This is a genomic window from Mycobacterium sp. (assembly GCF_965277065.1).
Lineage (GTDB): Bacteria > Actinomycetota > Actinomycetes > Mycobacteriales > Mycobacteriaceae > Mycobacterium.
Genome location: NZ_CBDIBT010000018.1, coordinates 360,405 through 383,513 on the forward strand (window position 1 = coordinate 360,405; position 23,109 = coordinate 383,513).

A 23,109-nucleotide genomic window follows, 5' to 3' on the forward strand; every position below is an offset into this window, starting at 1 on the left:
CGTAGCGGTAGGGGAAGTGACGGCCCTGCCCGGCATGAGCTGTCACGATGCGCCTCCCGTAGGTCTCAGCGGCTAGACCGCTGCCGCAAGCTTGCCCGCTAACCGCTCCACGTATGCGGCCACCTCATCTTCGGACTTGTCGGGCAGTCCGAAGAGCACTTCGGTGACCCCGATTTCGGCCCAGTGCGCCAGCTTCTCCGGAATCGGCTTGAAGTCCAGCGCGACGATCTGCGGGGCGCCGTCGCGGCCGGCGGCGGCCCAGGTGTCCTGCAGCAGCTTCACCGGCTCGTCGATGTCGAAGTCGCGGGGGGTGGTGATCCAGCCGTCGGCGCTGCGGGCGATCCAGGTGAAGTTCTTCTCGTTGCCGGCCGCCCCGACCAGAACCGGGATGTGCGACTGCACCGGCTTGGGCCAGGCCCAGCTGGGCCCGAAGTTGACGAACTCGCCCGCATAGCAGGCCTCTTCTTCGGTCCACAGCGCCCGCATCGCCTCGATGTACTCACGCAGCATGGTGCGACGACGGCCGGGCGGTACACCGTGGTCGGCGAGTTCGTCGGTGTTCCAGCCGAACCCCACGCCCAGGCTGACGCGGCCGCCCGAGAGGTGGTCGAGCGTCGCGATGGACTTCGCCAGCGTGATCGGGTCGTGTTCGACGGGCAGTGCCACCGCGGTGGACAGCCGGATCCGCGACGTGACGGCGCACGCCGCGCCGAGGCTCACCCAGGGATCCAGCGTGCGCATGTAACGGTCGTCAGGCAGCGAGCCGTCGCCGGTGGTCGGATGCGCGGCCTGACGCTTGACCGGAATGTGGGTGTGTTCGGGTACGTAAAACGTCCGGAATCCGTGGTTATCGGCAAGAGTCGCCGCCGCTGCCGGAGAGACTCCACGATCGCTGGTGAACAGCACAAGCCCGTAGTCCATGGATGAATTAGAACGTGTTCCAATCCGGCGGGCAACCACCGGGGTGGGTACTGGCGGCCGGAGGTGTGCACCGACGTCGTGGCCGAGGTGCGCTAGCGTTGATGATCCGCTCGCGCCGCAGAGCCCGCGCAGGCCGCTGCTTAGATCGTCGGCCCAGGATTTCCAGGTAGCCTCGCGGGAGCGGTGCGCGGGAGTGACCAGCGCCGCACGACAGTGGCGCCGCAACCGCATCGGAAGGCACAGGAGAAGTCATGACCTACCCGCCCGGCAATCCCGGATATCCGCCCGCGCAGTCGCCTGGTTCCTACGGGGCTCCCGCGTCGTCGTCGTTCGCGAAGTCCGAGGACGCCGACAGTAATCTCAAGCACTACCTGACCATCGCGGTCGCGGTCCTCGGTGTGCTGACCTACCTGGCGAGTTACTTCCCGATGGTCTCGCGCCTGCTGCCCAACGGCGACGAACTGGTCGAGAAGGGCAGCACGCTGCCGGTCGACCTGGTCCTGCTGGCCGGTCTGCTGGCCGGGGTGACCCTGTTGCCCAAGGCCAAGAACTTCCTCGCGACGGTGACCGCGGTATCGGTTCTGGGTGCGCTGCTGCTGATCCAAGACACCATCGACGCGTCGGATCGCGGCGCCGGGTTGTGGATCGCCGTGACGGCCGGTGTCGTGCAGGCGGGCGTGGCGATCGGTGCGCTGCTGCTGGACGCCGGTGTGATCACCGCGCCGGCTCCCCGCCCCAAGTACGACCAGTACTACGGCCAGTACGGCGGCTACTACGGCCAGCAGCAGGCCCCCTATCAGCAGTCCGGCTACGGGACGCAGTACGGCGGCTACCCGTCTGGTCCAACCACCGGCGGCTTCCCCGCGCAATCGGGCCCGCAGCCGAGCTCGGCACAGTCCCAGCACGGATCGCCTACTCCACCAACGGGTTTCCCCAGCTTCAGCCCGCCCCCGTCGTCCGGGTCCGGTACGCCGGGCCAGGGTGGGGCAGGCGAGCAGGGCGGGTCGGCCCACAGCCAGCACTCGTACGGCTCGGGTCAGCAGCCGCAGGCACCGTCCTCGCCGTCGGACCCGTCGCAGCAGTCCTAGCCGGCCGGATTGGGCGCGGCGTTCGCCGACCGGGGGACTCGGTAGGTAACGTCCTCAGACCGTGACGCCGGACAGTCGAACCCCGGGCGCCCACCAGGCGCGCGACCTTCTCCGGGTCGCGTTCGGACCTTCGGCGGTGGCTCTGGTGGTCATCGCTGCAATGACCCTGCTGCAGTTGGTGATCGCCAACAGCGACATGACCGGAGCCTTGGGTGCGATCGCCAGCATGTGGCTCGGCGTCCATCAGGTACCGATCTCGATCGGCGGCCGCGAGCTAAGTGTGATGCCGCTGCTGCCGGTGCTGTTGATGGTGTGGGGGACCGCACGCACCACCGCGCATGCCACGACGACAACGGCGTCCTGGTTCGTCATCCGATGGATCATCGCGTCCGCTCTGGGCGGGCCGCTGCTGATGACCGCCATCGCCTTGGCGGTCATCCACGACGCGTCGTCGGTCATTACCGATCTGCAGACCCCGAGCGCGTCGCGGGCCTTCATCAGCGTGCTACTCGTACATCTCATCGGCGCGTCGATCGGGGTGGGGTCGCGGGTCGGCCGCCGGCTGCTGGCGGCGTCACCGCTGCCCGACTGGCTGGCCGATTCGCTGCGTGCGGCGGTGGCCGGCGTCTTGGCGCTGCTCGGACTGTCGGGTCTGGCAGCAGCCTGCTCGCTGGTCGTGCACTGGGCGACGATGCAGGACCTGTACGGCATCACCGGCTCGATCTTCGGCCAGTTCAGCCTGACGCTGCTATCGGCGCTGTACGTGCCCAACGTCATCGTGGCGACGGCAGCGATGGCGGTCGGGTCCAGTGCTCACCTCGGTTTCGCCACATTCAGCTCCTTCACCGTCTTCGGTGGGGACATCCCCGCGCTGCCGGTGCTGGCCGCGGCCCCGCACCCACCGCTGGGGCCGGTGTGGGTCGCGCTGCTCATCATCGGAGCATCGGCGGGAGTGGCTCTCGGGCAGCAGTGTGCGCGACGGCCGTTGCCGCTGTCCGATGCGGTGGCGAAGGTCGGGATTGCGGCGTTGCTGGCGGCGCTGGGCCTGGCCCTGCTCGGCTATGCCGGCAGCGGACAGCTGGGCAATTTCGGCGGTGTTGGAATCGACCAGGGGACTTTCGGTTTCGCGATCTTCCTGTGGTTCACCGCGATCGGCACGCTCACCGTGGTGATGGCCGGCGGCGTCAGGCGCCGTCCGCGCGCACCCAAGCCGGTCCGGGTCGCGACGCCGCCGGCCGAGCCGCCGCTGCTCGGCGAACCGATGGCCGACTTCGAGGCCGACGATGCCGAGGTGCATTTCGACGCCGCCGAGGCGCCGGGCATCGACGAGCATTCAGACGGGTTCGATGGTCCGCCTCCTCAGCGGGCCGCGGACCGGCCCGCATCGTCGCCGGATAAGGACCGCTAGGCTCTGACCTGTGCAGCAACCGTTTCGCGTGCCTCCCTGTGCACCGGCACGATTGGTCGTGCTGGCATCGGGCACCGGGTCACTGTTGGCCTCGCTGCTGAACGCCGCCGTCGATGACTATCCGGCGCGAGTGGTCGCCGTCGGCGTGGATCGCGACTGCGCCGCCGTCGACATCGCGGCCGCCGCAGCGCTGCCGTCCTTCCGGGTGCCGCTGGCCGACAACCCCAACCGGGCCGCTTGGGATGTCGCGCTCACCGAGGCGACCGTGGCCCACTCGCCGGACCTCGTGGTAGCGGCCGGCTTCATGAAAATCCTTGGGTCAGAATTTCTTTCGAAATTCGTCGGCCGCACACTCAACACCCATCCGGCTCTGCTGCCGGCCTTCCCGGGTGCGCACGGAGTGGCCGATGCGCTGGCCCACGGCGTCAAGGTCACCGGATGCACGGTGCACCTGGTGGACGCCGGCACCGACACCGGGCCGATACTTGCCCAGCAGGCTGTTCCGGTGCTCGACGACGACGACGAAGAAACCCTGCACGAACGCATCAAGGTCACCGAACGGCGACTCTTGGTAGATGTGATAGCCGCGGTGGCGACCGGCGGCGTGACCTGGAGCGGACGAAGGGCGACGATCGGATGAGCACGAGTGACGAGAAGCGGCAGATTCGCCGCGCGTTGATCAGCGTCTATGACAAGACCGGCCTGGTCGAACTTGCCAAGGGCCTCGCCGATGCCGGCGTAGAGATCGTCTCGACCGGCTCGACCGCGAAAACCATTGCCGACAAAGGTATTCCCGTCACAAAGGTGGAGGAGCTGACCGGTTTCCCCGAGGTGCTCGACGGCCGGGTCAAGACCCTGCACCCGCGGGTGCACGCCGGCCTGCTGGCCGATCTGCGCAAACCGGAGCACGCCGCCGCCCTCGAGAAACTCGGTATCGCGGCGTTCGAGTTGGTGGTGGTGAACCTCTACCCGTTCAGCGCGACCGTCGAATCCGGCGCGGGCGTTGACGAATGCGTGGAGCAGATCGACATCGGCGGGCCGTCGATGGTCCGCGCGTCCGCCAAGAATCACCCCAGCGTCGCGGTGGTGACTGACCCGCTCGGCTACGACGGTGTGCTGGCCGCGGTGCGCAGCGGCGGCTTCACGCTTGCCGAGCGAAAGAAGCTGGCATCGTTGGCCTTTCGGCACACCGCTGAGTACGACGTCGCGGTGGCCGGCTGGATGGAGTCGACGCTGGCGCCCGAGGAGCCGGCCGCGGCATTCCCGGAATGGGTGGCTGGCACATGGCGACGGTCGACCCAGCTGCGCTACGGCGAGAACCCGCATCAGCAGGCCGCGCTTTACGTCGACGACGGTGGCTGGCCCGGTCTGGCGCAGGCCGACCAGTTGCACGGAAAAGAGATGTCGTACAACAACTTCACCGACGCCGACGCAGCCTGGCGGGCGGCTTTCGACCACGATCAGATCTGTGTGGCGATCATCAAGCACGCCAACCCGTGTGGCATCGCCGTCTCGTCGGACTCGGTCGCCGATGCGCACCGCAAAGCCCACGAGTGCGACCCGCTCAGCGCATTCGGCGGGGTGATCGCGGCCAACACCGAGGTCAGCGTCGAGATGGCCGAGTACGTCAGCACGATCTTCACCGAGGTGGTCGTGGCGCCCGCCTACGCGCCGGGCGCAGTCGAGGTGCTGGCCCGCAAGAAGAACGTCCGGGTGCTGGTCGCCGCAGACGATGTGGCACCGATTGGTGCCACCACGGAGCGTCGCCAGATCAGCGGCGGGCTGTTAGTGCAGCAGCGCGACCGGATCGACGCGCCCGGCGATGACCCGGACAACTGGACGCTGGCCGCCGGAGCCGCGGCCGACCCGGCCACGCTCGCGGACCTTGCGTTCGCCTGGCGAACCTGCCGCGCGGTGAAATCCAACGCGATCGTGATCGCCGGCGGCGGCGCCACCATCGGCATCGGCATGGGTCAGGTCAACCGGGTCGACGCCGCGAGGTTGGCGATCGAGCGTGGTGGGGACAGGGTCAGCGGTGCGGTCGCCGCGTCCGACGCGTTCTTCCCGTTCCCGGACGGACTGGAGACGCTGACCGCCGCGGGAGTCAAGGCAGTCGTGCACCCGGGCGGTTCGGTCCGCGATGACGAGGTGACCGCCGCGGCGGAGAACGCGGGCATCACGCTCTACCTGACCGGCGCCCGGCACTTTGCTCATTAGTTACCGCGGAGCGGATAACGTCGCGACTTCGTCGGCGGCGCGACGGGCGTCGGGGTTGACGTCGAAGCGAACCCGCTGCAGGACGTCGGGGCGTGGGTATCGGTCAGCTGCCTCGGGGTGACGCGACGGCGGCTGGTTGAACGTCCGCCGACCGTTGAGCAAAGCATCGCGCGCTACTGACACGACGTCAATCAATCCCTTCCGAACAAGATCAGATCGGCCTAGAGTCAAAATTCGGGCCCGTCTATCGGGACGAGCCCGTTGAGATTCAAAAGCGTAATCGAGAGGAAATAATGCGCGCGATATCAAGAAGAACAGCGTCGTTCTCCGTCGCCATCGCAGTCTTCGCGTTAGTCGGAGCAGGTTGTCACCAGTCGGACAACAAGTCCAGCACGTCCTCGAGTTCGGCGGCGTCCTCCGCCGCCATGTCGACATCGGCCGCGGCGGAACCGACGACAAGCGCCGCGGCGGCACCCAGCTCAACGCAGATTCCCGGCAAGAACGGCACGGAGTACACGGTTGAGGGGCCCATCCTGGCTAAGTTCGACACCCTCAACGACGAGCAGAAGAAGGACCTGGGCGCCCCGTACGACAACCAGAAGAACACCCTGAACAACACGGGTGTCTACCAGCAGTTCGACGGTGGCGTCCTGATTTACAAGAACGGCGGACCGGTCTACTTCGTCTGGGGCAAGATCCGCGATGCGTGGAACGACGTCCAGGCCTCGCAAGGCAAGCTGGGTTACCCGACCGCTGACGAGATCAAGGAGTCCGACGGCACCTACAAGTCGACGTTCGAGCACGGCACGGCCACCTGGAAAGAGGGCGACGAGAAGGCCACTGTCACCATGAGCTGATTGCTCCCTGCATTTCACCTCGGAAGGCCGGGCGATTGACACGATTGCCCGGCCTTTCGATTTGTCAGTAGCGTGGTGTGGTGACCGCTGCGAATAATTTGCCCCGCACCGTTGGTGAACTACGTGCCGCCGGGCACCGTGAACGGGGTGTCAAGCAAGAAATTCGGGAAAACCTGCTGACCGCTCTCTCTTTGGGGCCGGATGCCCCGGAAATCTGGCCGGGCATTCTGGGCTTCGACGACACCGTGTTGCCGCAGCTCGAGCGGGCGTTGATCGCCGGCCACGACTTCGTGCTGCTAGGCGAACGAGGCCAGGGCAAGACCCGCTTGCTGCGCGCGCTGACCGGCCTGCTGGATGAGTGGACGCCGGTGATCGCCGGCGCCGAACTCGGCGAGCACCCGTACAGCCCGATCACCCCGGAGTCGATCCGCAAGGCCGCCACGCTCGGCGACGACTTGCCGGTGGAGTGGCGGCACCGCAGCGAGCGCTATGCCGAGAAGCTGGCAACCCCCGACACCAGCGTGGCCGACCTGGTCGGAGACATCGACCCGATCAAGGTCGCCGAAGGCCGCAGCCTGGGCGACCCGGAGACCATTGCCTACGGCCTGATCCCGCGGGCGCATCGCGGCATCGTCGCCGTCAACGAACTGCCCGACCTGGCCGAGCGCATCCAAGTATCGATGCTCAACGTGATGGAGGAGCGCGACATCCAGGTCCGCGGCTACACGCTCAGGTTGCCGCTCGACGTCCTCGTCGTCGCCAGCGCCAACCCCGAGGACTACACCAACCGTGGCCGCATCATCACCCCGTTGAAGGACCGGTTCGGCGCTGAGATCCGCACGCACTATCCGCTCGAACTCGACGCCGAAGTTGCCGTGATCACCCAGGAGGCGCACCTGAGCGCCCAGGTGCCGGAGTATCTGACCCAAGTGATCGCCCGGTTCGCCCGCAACCTGCGCGAGTCCAGCTCGGTCGATCAGCGATCCGGCGTCTCGGCCCGGTTTGCGATCGCCGCGGCCGAAACCATCGCGGCCTCTGCGCGGCATCGCGGCGCTGTACTGGGCGAGACCGATCCGGTGGCCCGGGTGGTCGACTTGAGCACCGTGATCGACGTGCTGCGGGGCAAGCTCGAGTTCGAGTCCGGCGAGGAGGGTCGCGAGCAGGCGGTGCTGGAGCACCTGCTGCGCCGCGCCACCGCCGACACCGCGTCGCGAGCGCTGGGCGGCATCGACGTCGGCCCGCTGGTCTCCGCGGTCGAGGGTGGATCGGCTGTGACGACCGGTGAGCGGGTGTCGGCCAAGGATGTGCTGGCGGCGTTGCCGGACCTGCCGGTGATCGAGGCCATCGCCAAGCGGCTCGGCGCCGAGTCCGAGGGCGAGCGCGCCGCGGCTCTCGAATTGGCCTTGGAGGCATTGTATTTGGCCAAGCGCATCGATAAGGCGTCCGGGGAAGGCGAAACCGTCTATGGCTAGAAGTCACTCGTCGCGTTACTCGGCGTATACCGGTGGGCCGGATCCACTGGCGCCCCCGGTGGATCTGCGTGAAGCGCTCGAACAGATCGGCCAGGACGTCATGGAGGGTACGTCGCCGCGCCGGGCGCTGTCGGAGTTGCTGCGCCGTGGCACGAAGAACCTGACCGGGGCCGACCGGCTGGCCGCGGAAGCCAACCGTCGACGCCGAGAGTTACTTCGCGAGAACAACTTGGACGGCACCCTGCAAGAGATCAAGAAACTGCTCGACGAGGCGGTGCTGGCCGAGCGCCAGGAACTGGCCCGCGCGCTGGACGACGACGCACGGTTCGGTGAACTGCAATTGGAATCGCTCTCGCCGTCACCGGCCAAGGCCGTGCAGGAGCTCTCGGAATACGGCTGGCGCAGCGAGGAGGCGCGCCAAAAGTACGACCAGATCAAGGATCTACTCGGCCGTGAGATGCTCGACCAGCGTTTCGCCGGCATGAAGGAGGCCCTGGAAGGGGCCACCGACGAGGACCGCCAGCGGGTCACCGACATGGTCAACGACCTCAACGACTTGCTGGACAAGCACGCTCGCGGCGAGGACTCTCCGCAGGATTTCCAAGACTTCATGGACTCCCACGGCGAGTTCTTCCCGGAGAACCCGCAAAACGTCGAGGAGTTGCTGGACTCGCTGGCCAAGCGGGCCGCCGCCGCGCAGCGGTTTCGCAACAGCCTGAGTCCGGATCAGCGCGCCGAGCTCGATGCGTTGGCGCAGCAGGCATTCGGGTCACCGGCGTTGATGCAGGCACTGGGCCAGCTCGACGGCCACCTGCAGGCGGCCCGTCCCGGAGAAGACTGGGACGGCTCGTCGGAGTTCAGCGGCGACAATCCGCTCGGCATGGGTGAGGGCGCGCAGGCGCTCTCCGATATCGCCGAGCTGGAGCAGCTCGCCGAGCAGCTGTCGCAGAGCTATCCGGGCGCGACGATGGACGACGTCGACCTCGACGCGCTGGCCCGCCAGCTCGGCGACCAGGCCGCCATCGATGCTCAGACGCTGGCCGAGCTCGAACGCGCACTGGTCAATCAGGGCTTCCTGGACCGTAACTCGGACGGGCAGTGGCGGCTTTCGCCGAAGGCGATGCGGCGTCTCGGCGAGACGGCGTTACGCGATGTGGCGCAACAGCTTTCCAGTCGACACGGCGAACGCGAACTGCGGCGGGCCGGCGCGGCGGGTGAGCTGACCGGCGCGACCCGGCCCTGGCAGTTCGGCGACACCGAGCCGTGGAACGTTACTCGGACGCTGACCAACGCCGTATTGCGACAGGCCGGAACGCCAAGGGATAGTGCAGATTCCGCGATCCGGGTCACCGTCGACGACGTCGAGGTGTCCGAGACCGAGATGCGCACCCAGGCCGTGGTGGCGCTGTTGGTGGACACCTCGTTCTCGATGGTGATGGAGAACCGCTGGCTGCCGATGAAGCAGACGGCGCTCGCGCTCGACCACCTGGTGCGCACCCGCTTCCGTTCAGATGCCTTGCAGATCATCGCGTTTGGCCGCTATGCCCGAACCATGACCAGCGCGGAGCTGATGGGCCTGGAAGGTGTGTACGAGCAGGGCACCAACCTGCATCACGCGCTGGCGCTGGCCGGCCGGCACCTGCGCCGGCACCCGAACGCGCAGCCCGTGCTGCTGGTGGTCACCGACGGCGAGCCGACTGCGCATCTCGAGGACTACAGCGACGGCCGGGGTTCGTCGGTGTTCTTCGACTACCCGCCGCATCCGCGAACCATCGCCAACACCGTCCGCGGCTTCGACGAGTTAGCGAGACTGGGCGCGCAGGTGACCATCTTCCGCCTGGGCAACGATCCCGGGCTGGCCCGGTTCATCGATCAGGTCGCGCGCCGGGTCGAGGGCCGGGTAGTCGATCCCGATCTCGATGGGCTGGGCGCGGCCGTGGTCGGCGACTACCTGCGTTCCCGCCGTCGGCGTTAGCGCGGAAACCTAGCTCTGGGCTTTGCGGTTCTTCCGTCGGACGCCGACGCCGCCCCACAGCGAGAAGCCGCGGATCCGCACGGTCGGCGCACCGGGCGTGCCTTCGCCGTCGACGTCGTGGTCGAACCCGCCCATCACGCCGTGGCCCTTGATCACGACGTTGACTTCGGGCGGCAGCAGGATGGTCTGCCCGCCCATGATCGAGGTGGCGTTGATCTCGACATCGGTGGAGGTGAAGTCGGCGTAGCGCAGGTCGATCACGCCGCCGCCCCACAACGCGAACGTCGTCAGCTTCTTGGGAACGTTCCACCGGCCGCGACGCTCGAACGCGCTCATGATGGCCAGCAGCAGCATCGAGGGCGCGGGCTTGGTCGCGCCACCGCGTTGGGAATTGACCGAGGAGCCGATCAGATCCGACCGCAACTGGTCCAGTTCGTCGTAAGTTTTCGCCGCGTATGCCTTGGTGAGCCGGTCCTCGTAGTCGCTCATCTGGAGTCGGCCTTGAGCGGCGGCGTCGGTGAGCAACTGAGCCACCTGGATGCGATCCGTCTCGGCGGCACGCGTCGCTGCGTCCGGCCGGTCGCGCGCCCCTCGTTGCGCTGACTTGCTCATTACTGACGAGCGTACGTCTAACAAAATCTGCTGCAAGGATCTTCGCCAAACCGTTTCGCCACCCTCAGACTTCGCTCAGGTGGCGCGGGCGGCATTGCTTGCCGCGCGCTCGGCCAGTCGGTCGTAAATCGACGTCGATCGCAGTGCCACCGCGACAAGCATGGCGACGGCGCACGCACCCAGCATGGGTGGCAATTGGTTGGTGTTGCCCGTCATCTCGGTGGCGAGGATGAGCCCGGTGACCGGGGCGTGGACCGACGCGGCGAAGAACGCGGCCATTCCGATCAGCGCGCACGCCGGCAGGCTGGGCACGGCGTGCGGCGTCAGATGCACGGCGATCAGCCCGACGATCAAGCCGGCCTGCGAACCCAGCACCAGCATCGGCGCGAACAACCCACCGGGTGTCGCCGCGGCGTAGGAGACAACGCCCAGCGCAAACCGCAGCGTCAGCGCGCCCGCGACGGCGAGCAGCGCGCCGTGGCCGGAGAGCGCCCGCTGGGTCAGACCGTCGCCGCCGCCGACCAGATCGGGTGTGAACCACACCAGCATGCCGACCAGCGCGCCGGTGCCGGCGGCGCGGACCTCCTTGGGTACGCGGCTGGCGTCGGCCCGGTGCAAGGCGGCCATGACCGCACCGTTGTACAGCACGCCGAGCAGACCGGTGACGACTCCGATACCCAGGATCCAGCCGTACTCCACGAGCCGCGGATCCGGAATCGGTGTCATGTCGAAGTCGTATCGGGATTGCACCAGCAGATGGGCGGCGATGAAACCGGACGCGGACGCCACCAGGGTGGCGATCGTGGTGCGTGGATCGAACCGCTTGAGGAGCTCTTCGAGAACGAAAACGCCACCCGCGATCGGTGCGTTGAACGCGGTGGCCAGCCCGGCGGCCGCGCCGGCGGCGACCAGGACACGCAGATCGACGAGGTTGCGCCGGGTCACGGTGGCAACGATGACCGCCGCGGACGCGCCCATCTGCACCGACGGCCCCTCGCGACCCAGCGCCATACCGCTGCTGATGGACAGGAGGCCACCGACGTATTTGACCGGTAGCAGCCGGAACCGGTCGGGCCGGACGCGGCCGTCGGCGACCGCTTCGACGCGCGGGATCCCGCTGCCTTCGGCGTGCGGTTCGACCCGATGCACCAGGGCGGCTGCGAGGGCGGCGGCGGCCGTGCAGACCAGCACCACGACGATCACGCCCCACCAATGGCCGTGCGACCAGCCGGCCAGGCTCCCGCGCAGACGCGCGCCCTGTTCGAGCAGAAGCCGGAAACTCGCGGCGCTGAGGCCGGTCAGCACTCCGACCGCCGCGGCCGCCAGCACGAACCCGATCAGGCTTTCGGCACCCTCGCCCTCGTCATCGACCGGGTGTGTCGTCGGGCGCTTGTATCCGGTGAGCAGGCTGCGAAGAACGTCCCGGGCAGCCACCTCAGGGATCCTATTGCCCGGCCCGGATCGTCGTCAGATGGCCCAGCGCGGCGGCCGTTTCTCCAGGAACGCCAGCATGCCTTCGCGGGCTTCGTCGGAGACGAACAGCCGGGCCGATTCGGAGCCGAGTCGCTTGGCGTCGCGATCGAATCCATCCAGCACGGCGGCCGTGGTCAGCGCCTTGGATGCCGCAAGACCCTGCGGCGAGCCGCGGCCGATGTCAGCGACCAGCGACGCCAGCGCGGAGTCGACATCGTCGGTTGCCACCGTGATCAGACCGATCGCCGCGGCGGTGGCAGCGTCGAACGTCTCACCCGTCAGGTAATAGCGCGCGGCAGCGCGGGCAGACAGCTTCGGCAACAGGGTCAGCGAGATGATCGCCGGCGCCACGCCGATCCGGGCCTCGGTCAGCGCGAAGGTGCTGCGCGGTCCGGCGACGGCGATGTCGGCCGCGGCCACCAGACCCATACCGCCGGCGCGGACGTGGCCGTCGACCGCGACGATTACCGGCAGCGGGGCCTCGACGATGGCTCGCAGCAGCGCCGCCATTTCCCTGGACCGCTGCGCCGTTGCTTCACCCGGGTCCGAGCTGGCCGACGAGCCCTGGGAGAGATCGGCGCCGGCGCAGAAGGTGTTGCCGGTGTGGCCGAGGACGACGACCCGCACCGCGGGATCGTCCGCCGCATCGCGCAGGCCTTGATGCAACTGGCCGACCAACGCAGCCGACAGCGCGTTGCGGTTATGCGGCGAATTCAGCGTCAGCCGCGCGACATGCGCGTTGACGGCATATTCGACCAGGGTGTCCATCAGTAGCTGCGGGGCAGGCCGAGCGATGTCTGCGCGACGAAGTTGAGCACCATCTCCCGGCTGACCGGCGCGATCCGGCCGAGCCGGGCCGAGGCCATCATCGCCGCCACGCCGTACTCCTTGGTCAGCCCGTTGCCGCCCATTGACTGCACGGCCTGATCGACCGAGCGGGTAGCCGCTTCGGCCGCAGCATATTTGGCCATGTTGGCTGCCGTCGCCGCGCCACCGTCGTCGCCGCTGTCGTAGAGCGTCGCAGCTTTCTGCATCATCAGCTTGGCCAGCTCGACCTCGATGTGGCACTGCGCCAACGGATGTGACAGTCCCTGGTGCGCGCCGATCGGTGTTCCCCACACCTGGCGGGTCTTGACGTAGTCAGCGGCCCGGTCGAGCGCGAAGCGGCCCATGCCGACGCTGCTGGCTGCGCCCATGATGCGCTCGGGGTTCAGTCCGGCGAAAAGCTGTGCAATTGCTGCATCTTCGGCGCCGACGAGCGCGTCGCTGGGCAGCCGAACGTCGTCGATGAACACCTGGAACTGCCGTTCCGGGCTGATGATCTCCATGTCGATCGGGGTGTAGGTGAAGCCGGGTGTGTCGGTGGGCACCACGAACAATGCGGGCCGCAACTTGCCGGTCTTGGCCTCCTCGGAGCGCGCGACCACCAGCACCGCCTGCGCCTGATCGACTCCGGAGATGTAGACCTTCTGCCCCTTGAGGATCCAGTCGCTGCCGTCGCGGCGGGCCGTGGTGGTGATCTTGTGCGAGTTGGATCCGGCGTCGGGTTCGGTGATCGCGAACGCCATCGTGACGCTTCCGTCGGCGATACCGGGGACCCAGCGCTTCTTCTGCTCCTCGGTGCCGAACTTGGAGATGATCGTGCCGTTGATGGCCGGCGAGACGACCATCAGTAGCAGTGCGCTGCCGGCGGCCGCCATCTCCTCCATCACCAGCGACAGCTCGTACATTCCGGCGCCGCCGCCGCCGTACTCCTCGGGCAGGTTGACGCCCAGAAAGCCGAGTTTGCCTGCCTCGGACCACAGTTCGTCGGTGTGCTCCTGAGCGCGGGCCTTCTTCAGGTAGTATTCGCTGCCGAACTTGGATGCCCACTCGGACACCGACTTGCGCAGCGCCTGGCGGTCTTCGTTCTCGATGAAAAAGCTGTCGGTCATGATGGTTCTCCTTCTGCTTCGCGATCATGGGGCGCGTCCACGCGCGCCAGGACGGCGCCGACTTCGACCTGTTGGCCGGTGTCGACATCGAGTTCAGCCAGCACCCCGTCGGCCGGCGCGGTGATGGTGTGCTCCATCTTCATCGCCTCCAGCCAGATCAGCGGCTGGCCGGCGGTGACGGTGTCGCCGACCGCGGCGCCGAGCCGGATCACGTTGCCGGGCATGGGCGCAACGAGCGAGCCCTTCTCAACAGCCGATCCCGGTTCGGGGAAGCGCGGCAGCGCGACAAGGTGCACCGGCCCTTGCGCGGAGTCGACATAGACGTCCTGATCGTGGCGGGCGACGGCGAAGCGGCGCGCCACGCCCTGGTCGTCGGCCAGCACCACCCCATCCGCAGATGCCGACACCAGCTCGACGGTGTCGTCGCCTGCCAGCATCAATCCCGTTCGGCCGAAACGGTATTCGATGTGATGCTCGTCGCCGGCGTCGTCAACGTAGGTCTTGACCTGATAACCCGACGCCAGGTTGCGCCAGCCGCTGGGCAGTGAGCCCAGCACGACGGCTTTTGCACGGTTGTCGGCCGCGTCAGCCAGCGCCGCCGCGACCGCCGACAGCCGCACGACCGCCTCGTCGGCCAGTGGAGCGGCCAGTTTCGCCAAGCCGTGCGTCTCGAAGAACGCTGTGTCGGTGGCGCCGTCGAGGAATGCCGGATACCGCAGCACGTTCACCAGCAGGTCGCGGTTGGTGCGCAGACCGTGCAGTTGTGCCCGGGCCAGCGCGTCGGCCAGCACCAGAGCCGCCTGCTGCCTGGTCGGGGCGTACGAGATCACCTTGGCCAGCATCGGGTCGTAGTGAATCGACACCACCGACCCGTCGACGATTCCGGAGTCCAGCCGGATTCCGGTGCGTGCCCTGAGCGTGGCGAATTCGGTTCGGGCCGCGGGAATGTCGATGCGATGAACCGGACCGGCCTGGGGCTGCCAATTCTGCGCGGGGTCCTCGGCGTACAGCCGGGCCTCGATCGACGAACCATGCGCCGCAGGCGGTTCGGCGCCCAGGCGGCCACCGTCGGCGACCACAATCTGCAGCTCGACCAGATCGAGGCCGGTGGTCTCCTCGGTGACGGGGTGCTCGACCTGCAGCCGGGTGTTCATCTCCAGGAAGAAGAATTCGCCGTCATCGTCGGCGAGGAACTCCACCGTCCCCGCACCGGTGTAGGCGATCGCGCTTGCCGCCAGCCGGGCGGCCTCGAACAGCCTGGCCCGCATCCCCGGTATGCGCTCCACCAAGGGCGACGGTGCTTCTTCGATGATCTTCTGGTGGCGGCGCTGGATCGAGCATTCCCGCTCGCCGACCGCCCAGACCGTGCCGTGCGCATCGGCCATCACCTGGACTTCGACGTGGTGTCCGGTCGGCAGGTAACGCTCGCAGAACACCGTGGGGTCACCGAACGCAGACTGGGCCTCGCGCTGCGCCGCAGCGACTTCGCTTGGTAGCGCGTCCAATTGGTCGACCACCCGCATTCCGCGCCCGCCGCCGCCGGACGATGCCTTCACCAGCACCGGCAACTGGCCGGCGGTGACGGCGTCGGGATCGAGTTCCTCGAGCACCGGAACGCCGGCCGCGGCCATCATCTTCTTGGATTCGATCTTGGAGCCCATGGCGCGCACCGCCTCCACCGACGGCCCGATCCAGGCCAGCCCGGCGGCTTGCACGGCGGCGGCGAAATCGGCGTTCTCCGAGAGGAATCCGTAACCCGGATGAATCGCGTCGGCGCCGGCCGCGCGGGCCGCCGCAATGATCGCCTCGGCGTTCAGATAGTCGCCTGCCTGCGGCAGTCGCACCGCGGCGTCCGCCTCGGCGACGTGTGGGGCGGCGGCGTCGGGGTCGGTGTACACCGCGACGGTACCCAGGCCGAGATTACGACAGGTCGCGAAGACCCGTCGCGCGATCTCGCCGCGATTGGCCACCAGAACTCGAGTGATTCCCATGAGCGTCACATCCGGAAGACGCCGAAGTTCGACGTCCCTTTGATCGGGCCATTGGCGATGGCGGACAAACACATTCCCAACACCGAGCGGGTGTCGCGGGGGTCAATCACCCCGTCGTCGTAGAGCATCCCGGACATCACCAACGGCAGCGACTCGGCTTCGATCTGGCCTTCGACGGCGGCGCGCATCGCCGCGTCGGCGTCTTCGTCGACCTGTTGGCCGCGGGCTTCCGTCGCGGCGCGGCTCACGATGGAAAGCACGCCGGCCAGTTGAGCCCCGCCCATCACCGCGGATTTAGCGCTGGGCCAGGCGAACAGGAACCGCGGGTCGTAGGCCCGGCCGCACATGCCGTAGTGGCCGGCGCCGTAGGATGCGCCGATCAGCAGCGAGATATGCGGGACGGTCGAGTTCGAGACCGCGTTGATCATCATCGAACCGTGCTTGATCATGCCGCCTTCCTCGTAGTCCTTACCGACCATGTAGCCAGTCGTGTTGTGCAGAAACAACAGTGGCGTGTTGGAGCGGTTGGCCAGCTGGATGAACTGGGTGGCCTTCTGGGATTCCTCGCTGAACAGCACGCCCCGGGCGTTGGCCAAGATGCCCAGCGGATAGCCGTGCAGCCGGGCCCAGCCGGTGACCAGTGACGAGCCGTACATGGCCTTGAACTCGTCGAATTCGGAGCCGTCCACGATGCGCGCGATCACCTCGCGGGGGTCAAACGGGATGCGCAGATCCGCCGGGACGATGCCGATCAGCTCCGCGGCGTCGAACAGTGGAGCGACCACCGGTGCGGGCGTCGGGCCCTGCTTCACCCAGTTGAGCCGGGCGACGATGCGGCGCCCGATCCGGATCGCGTCCAGTTCGTCGACGGCGAAGTAGTCGGCCAAACCCGAGGTCCGGGCGTGCATTTCGGCGCCACCGAGCGATTCGTCGTCGGATTCCTCACCGGTCGCCATCTTCACCAGCGGGGGACCGGCCAGGAACACCTTCGAGCGTTCCTTGATCATCACCACGTGGTCGGACATGCCTGGCACGTAGGCCCCGCCCGCGGTCGAGTTGCCGAAAACCAAAGCGATGGTCGGGATTCCGGCCGCTGACAGCCGGGTCAGGTCGCGGAACAACTGGCCACCGGGAACGAACACTTCCTTCTGGGTGGGTAGGTCCGCACCGCCGGATTCCACCAGCGAGATCACCGGGAGTCGGTTCTGCAGCGCGATCGCGTTGGCCCGCAGCACCTTTTTGAATGTCCACGGGTTGCTGGTGCCCCCTTTGACCGTCGGGTCGTTCGCGACGATAACGCATTCCACGCCGCCGACGACGCCGATGCCGGTCACCATGCTGGCACCGACGTGAAAGGCGCTGCCGTAGGCCGCCAGCGGACTCAGTTCCAGGAACGGTGCGTCCGCGTCGACCAGCAGCTCGATGCGCTCCCGGGCGGTCAGCTTGCCGCGGTCATGATGGCGCTCAACATATTTCGCGCCACCACCGCCCAGCGCCGTGGCCAGTTCGGCGCCGATCTCCTCGAGCCGCGACTCCGCAGCCGACGCCGCCGCGGTGTAAGCGTCGCTCTTGGGGTCGAGTGTGGACTTCAGGGCGGTCACGACTGGAAGCCCAGCAGTTTGGCGGCCAGCGAGGTCAGGATCTCGGTGGTCCCGCCGCCGATGCCCAGGATCCGCATGTCGCGGTATTGGCGTTCGATTTCCGACTCGGCCATGTATCCCATGCCGCCGAACAGTTGAACGCCTTGGTTGGCCACCCATTCGCCCGCCTCGACCGCGGTGTTCTTGGCGAAGCACACCTCGGCGATCAGGTTGGTCTCGCCGGCCATCTGTCGCTCGACCACGTGGTGCGAGTAGACGCGCGCGACGTCAACCCGGCGGGCCATCTCGGCCAGCGTGTTCTGCACGGACTGCCGCGAGATCAGCGGCCGGCCGAACGTCTGCCGGTCGCGACACCACTGAACGGTGATGTCCAGGCAACGCTGGGCGCTCGAATACGCCTGCGCGGCAAGGGCGATGCGCTCAGAGACGAACGCCTCGGCGATCTGGGCGAAGCCGGTGTTCTCGGCGCCGACCAGATTCTCCACCGGAACGGCCGCGTCGGCGTAGGACAGCTCGGCGGTGTCCGAGGACCGCCAGCCCATCTTGTCCAGTTTGCGGCTAACCTCGAACCCGGGCGTGCCCTTCTCGACGAGTAGTAGCGAAACCCCTCCTGCGCCAGGGCCGCCGGTGCGCACTGCGGTGACGACGAAGTCGGCGCGCACCGCGGAGGTGATGTAGGTCTTGGCGCCGTTGACGATGTACCGATCACCGGAGCGGGTCGCCGTGGTGCGCAGGTGTCCGACATCGGAGCCGCCGCCGGGTTCGGTGATGGCCAGCGAGCCGATCTTTTCTCCGGCCAGCGTCGGTCGGACGAATTCCTCGATCAGCCGCCGGTCGCCCGAGGCGATCATGTGCGGCACCGCGATGCCGCAGGTGAACAGCGAGGCGAACACGCCACCGGGTACGCCGGCCTGGTGCAGCTCTTCGCAGACGATCACCGCGTCGGCGCTGTCGCCACCGCCGCCGCCGACCTCCTCGGGGAAGTTCGCGCCCAGCAGGCCTGCTTCTCCCGCGGCGCGGTGCAATTCGCGCGGCAGGTCACCGCTGCGTTCCCACTCGTCGATGTGCGGCAGGATCTCCCGTTCGGCGAACGAGCGCACGGTCTTACGGAGCGCATCGCGCTCCAGCGTGGTCCAGATGCTCACAACTACCCTTCTCTCACAGCAACGCTGCTGGAATGTCGACATGGCGGCTGCGCAGCCACTCGCCGAGTCCTTTGGCCTGGGGGTCGAACCGTGCCTGGTAGGCGACGCCCTGGCCGAGGATCTCCTCGATGACGAAGTTCACCGCGCGCAGGTTGGGCAGCAGATGCCGGGTCACCGGCAGAGCGGCAGTCTCGGGCAACAGCTCTTGCAGCAGCTCGACGGTCAGCGTGTTGGCCAGCCAGCGCCACTGCTCGTCGGTGCGGACCCAGACACCGACGTTGGCCGACCCGCCCTTGTCGCCGCTGCGGGCGCCGGCGATCCGGCCGAGCGGCACCCGCTGCGTCGGCCCGCCGGCCAACGGCTCCGGCAACGACGGCACCGCTGCTGGCATCAGCTCGAGAGTGTCTGTGGCGCAGGCGATTTCAACGCGCGCGCCGTCGGCGTGGACGGCGGCGTGCGCGACCTCGGCGGCATCGACATAGCCGGGCGTGTAAATCCCGTACACCTGGCCGTCTCCCGGCGGCGCGGTGACGGTGAAACCCGGGTAGCTGGCCAGCGCCAATTCCACTGCGGCCGCGGAGAATGGGCGTCCGACGTTGGCGGGGTCGGGATCGCGGACGACGCAACGCAGCAGCGCGCTGGCCGCTTCCTCGGTGTCGGCGTCGGCGTGGTCGGTCCTGGCCAGCGTCCACTCCAACTCGGCTGGTTTGACGCTCAGCGAGGATTCCAGCTGCCGCCGGACCAGATCCGCCTTGGCGTCGATGTCCAGACCGGTCAGCACGAACGTTGTCGCGTTGCGGAAGCCGCCGATGCTGTTCAGCGACACCTTGTAGGTGGGCGGCGGCGGTTCGCCGGTCACGCCGGTGATCCGCACCCGGTCGGCACCGTCGGAGGAGAGCTCGATGCTGTCCATCCGGGCGGTCGCGTCGGGGTTGGCGTAGCGTGCGCCGGTGATCTCGTAGAGCAGCTGCGCGGTGACGGTGTCGACGCTGACCAGCCCGCCGGTGCCCGGTTGCTTGGTGATCACCGACGAACCGTCGGCGTGGATCTCAGCCAGCGGGAAGCCGGCATAGGTCAGTTCGGGCACTTCGGTGAAGAACGAGAAGTTGCCGCCGGTGGCCTGGATGCCGCATTCGATGACGTGCCCGGCGACCACCGCGCCGGCGAGGCGGTCGTAGTCGGTCCGGCTCCAGCCGAAGTGGGCGGCCGCGGGCCCGACCGTCACCGAGGCGTCGGTCACCCGGCCAGTGACGACGATCTCCGCGCCGTCGTTCAGGCAGTCGACGATGCCCCAGGCGCCCAGGTACGCGTTGGCCGTCAGCGGTGTGCCCAGCCCCAGTTCTTCGGCGCGGCCCGACAGGTCGTCCCCGTCGACGTGGGCCACCCGGACCGGCACGCCCAAGCGCTGGGCCAGCGCGCGCACCGCGTCGGCGAGCCCGGCGGGATTGAGGCCGCCGGCGTTGGCGACGATCCGCACGCCGCGGTCCTGAGCGAGACCCAGGCATTCCTCGAGCTGGGTCAGGAAGGTCTTGGCGTAACCGCGCTCAGGATGTTTCATCCGGTCGCGGCCGAGGATCAGCATGGTCAGCTCGGCCAGATAATCGCCGGTCAGGTAGTCGAGCTCGCCGCCGGTCAACATTTCGCGCATCGCAGAATGCCGGTCACCGTAGAACCCCGAGCAGTTTCCGATCCGAACCAGCGCCGCCACTCGTGTCTTACCCTTCATTGGGATGTACCAACCAACCGGTAGGTTAGCCGGTACCGGCGGTGCCGCGTCAAGGCGGCAGGCGAACTCAACGGCTCATTTTTGACCGCAGCAGGTCAGCCATTACCATTGTCCCAGACGTCGCTGTCGAGGAATTTTTCGCGGCGACCCCCCTACCAGGAGTAAGGCCTGATCATGGCTGTGCCAAAGCGGCGGATGTCGCGCTCGAACACCCGTAGCCGACGCGCGCAATGGAAGGCTGAGAAGCCGGAACTGGTGAGTGTGACGGTGGCCGGTAAGCAGCACAAGGTGCCGCGTCGGTTTCTGAAGGCGGCGCGCCTCGGTCTGATTGACCTCGACCGACGCTAACTTGTTTGCTGTGAGCATCGTCTCCCGGCTTTTGTGTGAGCAATTTGCGGCAGTCGGTTTTGCCCACCTCTCAGCGCGTTCACAGGAGATTGGATAAAACTGGTGGCCGTGCGAATTCTTGTCGTCGACGACGACCGCGCTGTGCGCGAGTCATTGCGTAGGTCGCTGTCCTTCAACGGCTACTCGGTCGCGCTGGCCGAGGACGGCGTTGAAGCCCTGGAAATGATCACTGCGGACCGGCCCGACGGGCTCGTCCTCGACGTGATGATGCCCCGGCTGGATGGCCTGGAGGTGTGCAGGCAGTTGCGCAGCACCGGCGACGATCTGCCGATCCTGGTGCTGACCGCCCGCGACACCATCTCCGAGCGCGTCGCCGGCCTCGACGCCGGCGCCGACGATTACCTGCCCAAGCCGTTCGCTCTGGAAGAGCTGCTGGCGCGGATGCGAGCATTGCTGCGCCGCACGAGAATCGACGACTCGTCGGAGTCCGTGGCGATGACGTTCGCGGACCTGACACTCGATTCGGTGACGCGTGAAGTCACCCGCGGTCAACGTCAGATCAGCCTGACCCGCACCGAATTCGCGTTGCTGGAGATGTTGATCGCCAATCCGCGACGGGTATTGACGCGCAGCCGCATTCTCGAGGAGGTGTGGGGTTTTGATTTCCCCACGTCGGGTAATGCGCTCGAGGTGTATGTCGGCTACCTGCGTCGCAAGACCGAGGCCAACGGCGAGTCACGATTGATCCACACCGTGCGCGGTGTGGGTTACGTGCTTCGCGAAACTCCTCCCTGATGCCCCTGAGATCCCTGCTCCGTCGGCGAAGCAGGGTTCCGCTGCGGACCAGTACGTCCCTGTCACTGCGGTGGCGGGTGATGATGCTGGCCATGTCGATGGTGGCCATGGTGGTCATCCTGATGGCCGTCGCGGTGTACGCAGTGATCTCCGCCGCGCTGTACAAGGACATCGACAACCAGCTGCAGAGCCGGGCGCAGCTGCTGATCGCCAGCGGGTCGCTTGCTGCTGATCCGGCGAAAGCCATTGAGGGAACGGCATATTCGGACGTCAACGCGATGCTGGTGACGCCAGGCCGGTCGATCTTCACTGCCAACCAGGAGGGCCAGACGCTGCCGGTCGGGCAGCAGGAGAAGGCCGTCATCCGCGGCGACCTGTTCATGTCCCGGCGCACCGCCGCCAACCAGCGGGTACTGGCCGTGCATCTGCCGAACGGTAGTTCGTTGTTGATCTCCAAGAGCCTCGCGCCGACCGACGCCGTGATGACCAAACTGCGCTGGGTGCTGCTCATCGTCGGCGGGGTCGGCATGGCCGTCGCCGCGGTGGCCGGTGGCATGGTCACCCAGGCCGGCCTGCGACCGGTGGGCCGACTGACTGGCGCCGCCGAGCGAGTGGCGCGCACCGACGACCTGAGGCCCATACCGGTCTATGGCAGCGATGAATTAGCAAGGCTCACTGAGGCTTTCAACATGATGCTGCGGGCTCTCGCCGAATCCCGGGAACGCCAGACCCGGCTGGTCGCCGACGCGGGTCACGAGCTGCGGACTCCGCTGACCTCGCTGCGCACCAACGTGGAGCTGCTGATGGCTTCGAGCGCACCCGGTGCCCCGCCGATACCTGAGCAGGAAATGGTTGACCTGCGGACCGACGTGATCGGACAAATCGAGGAATTGTCCACGCTGGTAGGCGATTTGGTGGATCTCACCCGCGCCGATGCCGGCGAAGTGATTCACGAGCCGGTCGATATGAGTGAGGTCGTCGAGCGGTCGCTGGAGCGGGTTCGGCGGCGCCGCATGGATGTCGAGTTCGACGTCGAGGTCGCGCCCTGGCAGGTCTACGGCGACTCCGCGGGCCTGTCGCGGGCGGTGCTGAACTTGATGGACAACGCCGCCAAGTGGAGCCCGTCGGGGGAGCATGTCGGTGTACGGCTCCACCAGCTCAACACGACGCATGCCGAGCTGGTGGTGTCCGACCACGGACCGGGCATTCCGGAACAGGAGCGCGAACTGGTCTTCGAGCGGTTCTTCCGCTCGATAACGGCGCGGGCCGTGCCCGGTTCGGGGCTGGGGCTGGCGATCGTGAAACAGGTGGTGCTCAAACACGGCGGCAAGCTTCGCGTGGAGGAGACCGTTCCGGGTGGTGAGCCGCCGGGAACGTCCATCTACGTCTTGCTCCCGGGACAGCCGATACCGGCCGCGGTGGAGTACCCGTCAGATGGTGACGCCGCGCCGAATGTTAACGAGCCAACAATTCCGGGGAACTCTGTCGGACCGAAGAGCGTTATCTCAGTCGAATCACAGACCACGCAGGCAAGGTAGTAATCCAG

Annotated in this window: 20 protein-coding genes; 10 read left to right on the forward strand and 10 right to left on the reverse strand. The window is 67.4% G+C overall.

Features of this window, described 5'->3' with window-relative positions; genetic code table 11:
- Window positions 1-72: 72 nt before the first annotated feature.
- Window positions 73-921, reverse strand: coding sequence for an LLM class F420-dependent oxidoreductase (locus ACQY5A_RS13190; RefSeq protein ID WP_428340798.1), 849 nt, complete (start codon window positions 919-921; stop codon window positions 73-75).
- Window positions 922-1,172: 251 nt separating this feature from the next.
- On the opposite strand from ACQY5A_RS13190, the gene ACQY5A_RS13195 reads away from it, so the two are divergent.
- From ACQY5A_RS13195 to purH, 4 genes are all read left to right on the forward strand, one after another.
- Entirely contained in the window at window positions 1,173-2,009 is an 837-nt protein-coding gene (locus tag ACQY5A_RS13195; protein WP_428340799.1) for a DUF5336 domain-containing protein, read from the forward strand.
- Window positions 2,010-2,070: 61 nt separating this feature from the next.
- Window positions 2,071-3,417 (forward strand): cell division protein PerM, encoded by a 1,347-nt coding sequence (locus ACQY5A_RS13200; protein WP_428340800.1) that lies wholly within the window; start codon window positions 2,071-2,073, stop codon window positions 3,415-3,417.
- Between the two features lie 10 nt (window positions 3,418-3,427).
- A complete protein-coding gene (purN, locus tag ACQY5A_RS13205; protein ID WP_428340801.1) occupies window positions 3,428-4,057 on the forward strand; it encodes a phosphoribosylglycinamide formyltransferase in 630 nt (209 codons plus the stop codon).
- Window positions 4,054-5,634, forward strand: a complete 1,581-nt coding sequence (gene purH / locus ACQY5A_RS13210; RefSeq protein ID WP_428340802.1) for a bifunctional phosphoribosylaminoimidazolecarboxamide formyltransferase/IMP cyclohydrolase — start codon at window positions 4,054-4,056, stop codon at window positions 5,632-5,634. Before purN ends, purH begins: the two co-directional genes overlap by 4 nt.
- On the opposite strand, the gene ACQY5A_RS13215 is transcribed toward purH, so the two are convergent.
- Window positions 5,635-5,817 (reverse strand): hypothetical protein, encoded by a 183-nt coding sequence (locus ACQY5A_RS13215; RefSeq protein ID WP_428340803.1) that lies wholly within the window; start codon window positions 5,815-5,817, stop codon window positions 5,635-5,637.
- A 242-nt stretch (window positions 5,818-6,059) separates the two neighbouring features.
- Here ACQY5A_RS13215 and ACQY5A_RS13220 point away from each other — a divergent pair, with 242 nt between their 5' ends.
- From ACQY5A_RS13220 to ACQY5A_RS13230, 3 genes are all read left to right on the forward strand, one after another.
- On the forward strand, window positions 6,060-6,491 hold the full coding sequence (locus ACQY5A_RS13220) for an LGFP repeat-containing protein (protein ID WP_428340804.1): 432 nt from the start codon (window positions 6,060-6,062) through the stop codon (window positions 6,489-6,491).
- 77 nt (window positions 6,492-6,568) lie between these two features.
- Window positions 6,569-7,963, forward strand: coding sequence for a sigma 54-interacting transcriptional regulator (locus ACQY5A_RS13225; RefSeq protein WP_428340805.1), 1,395 nt, complete (start codon window positions 6,569-6,571; stop codon window positions 7,961-7,963).
- Complete coding sequence (locus tag ACQY5A_RS13230; RefSeq protein ID WP_428340806.1) at window positions 7,956-9,938, forward strand: vWA domain-containing protein; 1,983 nt, start codon at window positions 7,956-7,958, stop codon at window positions 9,936-9,938. The genes ACQY5A_RS13225 and ACQY5A_RS13230 overlap by 8 nt, the downstream gene beginning before the upstream one ends.
- Window positions 9,939-9,947: 9 nt before the next feature.
- Here ACQY5A_RS13230 and ACQY5A_RS13235 read toward each other — a convergent pair whose 3' ends face one another.
- The 8 genes from ACQY5A_RS13235 to ACQY5A_RS13270 all read right to left on the reverse strand — a co-directional run bounded on the left by ACQY5A_RS13235 (window position 9,948) and on the right by ACQY5A_RS13270 (window position 20,420).
- Complete coding sequence (locus tag ACQY5A_RS13235; RefSeq protein ID WP_428340807.1) at window positions 9,948-10,550, reverse strand: DUF1707 SHOCT-like domain-containing protein; 603 nt, start codon at window positions 10,548-10,550, stop codon at window positions 9,948-9,950.
- 75 nt (window positions 10,551-10,625) lie between these two features.
- Complete coding sequence (locus tag ACQY5A_RS13240) at window positions 10,626-11,984, reverse strand: ClC family H(+)/Cl(-) exchange transporter (protein WP_428340808.1); 1,359 nt, start codon at window positions 11,982-11,984, stop codon at window positions 10,626-10,628.
- A 33-nt stretch (window positions 11,985-12,017) separates the two neighbouring features.
- Complete coding sequence (locus ACQY5A_RS13245) at window positions 12,018-12,791, reverse strand: enoyl-CoA hydratase family protein (RefSeq protein ID WP_428340809.1); 774 nt, start codon at window positions 12,789-12,791, stop codon at window positions 12,018-12,020.
- Entirely contained in the window at window positions 12,791-13,957 is a 1,167-nt protein-coding gene (locus ACQY5A_RS13250) for an acyl-CoA dehydrogenase family protein (protein ID WP_428340810.1), read from the reverse strand. The genes ACQY5A_RS13245 and ACQY5A_RS13250 overlap by 1 nt, the downstream gene beginning before the upstream one ends.
- Window positions 13,954-15,948: a biotin carboxylase N-terminal domain-containing protein gene (locus ACQY5A_RS13255; protein WP_428340811.1), complete on the reverse strand. Its 1,995-nt coding sequence runs from the start codon at window positions 15,946-15,948 to the stop codon at window positions 13,954-13,956. Before ACQY5A_RS13255 ends, ACQY5A_RS13250 begins: the two co-directional genes overlap by 4 nt.
- A gap of 5 nt (window positions 15,949-15,953) precedes the next feature.
- Window positions 15,954-17,549: an acyl-CoA carboxylase subunit beta gene (locus ACQY5A_RS13260; protein WP_428340812.1), complete on the reverse strand. Its 1,596-nt coding sequence runs from the start codon at window positions 17,547-17,549 to the stop codon at window positions 15,954-15,956.
- Window positions 17,546-18,694: an acyl-CoA dehydrogenase family protein gene (locus tag ACQY5A_RS13265; RefSeq protein WP_428340813.1), complete on the reverse strand. Its 1,149-nt coding sequence runs from the start codon at window positions 18,692-18,694 to the stop codon at window positions 17,546-17,548. The genes ACQY5A_RS13260 and ACQY5A_RS13265 overlap by 4 nt, the downstream gene beginning before the upstream one ends.
- Window positions 18,695-18,707: 13 nt before the next feature.
- Window positions 18,708-20,420: an acyclic terpene utilization AtuA family protein gene (locus ACQY5A_RS13270; protein ID WP_428340814.1), complete on the reverse strand. Its 1,713-nt coding sequence runs from the start codon at window positions 20,418-20,420 to the stop codon at window positions 18,708-18,710.
- 174 nt (window positions 20,421-20,594) lie between these two features.
- Between ACQY5A_RS13270 and rpmF the strand changes: the two genes are divergently transcribed.
- The 3 genes from rpmF (at window position 20,595) to ACQY5A_RS13285 (ending at window position 23,101) form a co-directional block, all read left to right on the forward strand.
- Complete coding sequence (gene rpmF / locus ACQY5A_RS13275; RefSeq protein ID WP_428340815.1) at window positions 20,595-20,768, forward strand: 50S ribosomal protein L32; 174 nt, start codon at window positions 20,595-20,597, stop codon at window positions 20,766-20,768.
- Between the two features lie 108 nt (window positions 20,769-20,876).
- Window positions 20,877-21,563 (forward strand): response regulator transcription factor, encoded by a 687-nt coding sequence (locus ACQY5A_RS13280; RefSeq protein ID WP_428341502.1) that lies wholly within the window; start codon window positions 20,877-20,879, stop codon window positions 21,561-21,563.
- Window positions 21,563-23,101 (forward strand): ATP-binding protein, encoded by a 1,539-nt coding sequence (locus ACQY5A_RS13285; RefSeq protein ID WP_428340816.1) that lies wholly within the window; start codon window positions 21,563-21,565, stop codon window positions 23,099-23,101. Before ACQY5A_RS13280 ends, ACQY5A_RS13285 begins: the two co-directional genes overlap by 1 nt.
- Window positions 23,102-23,109 lie beyond the last annotated feature (8 nt).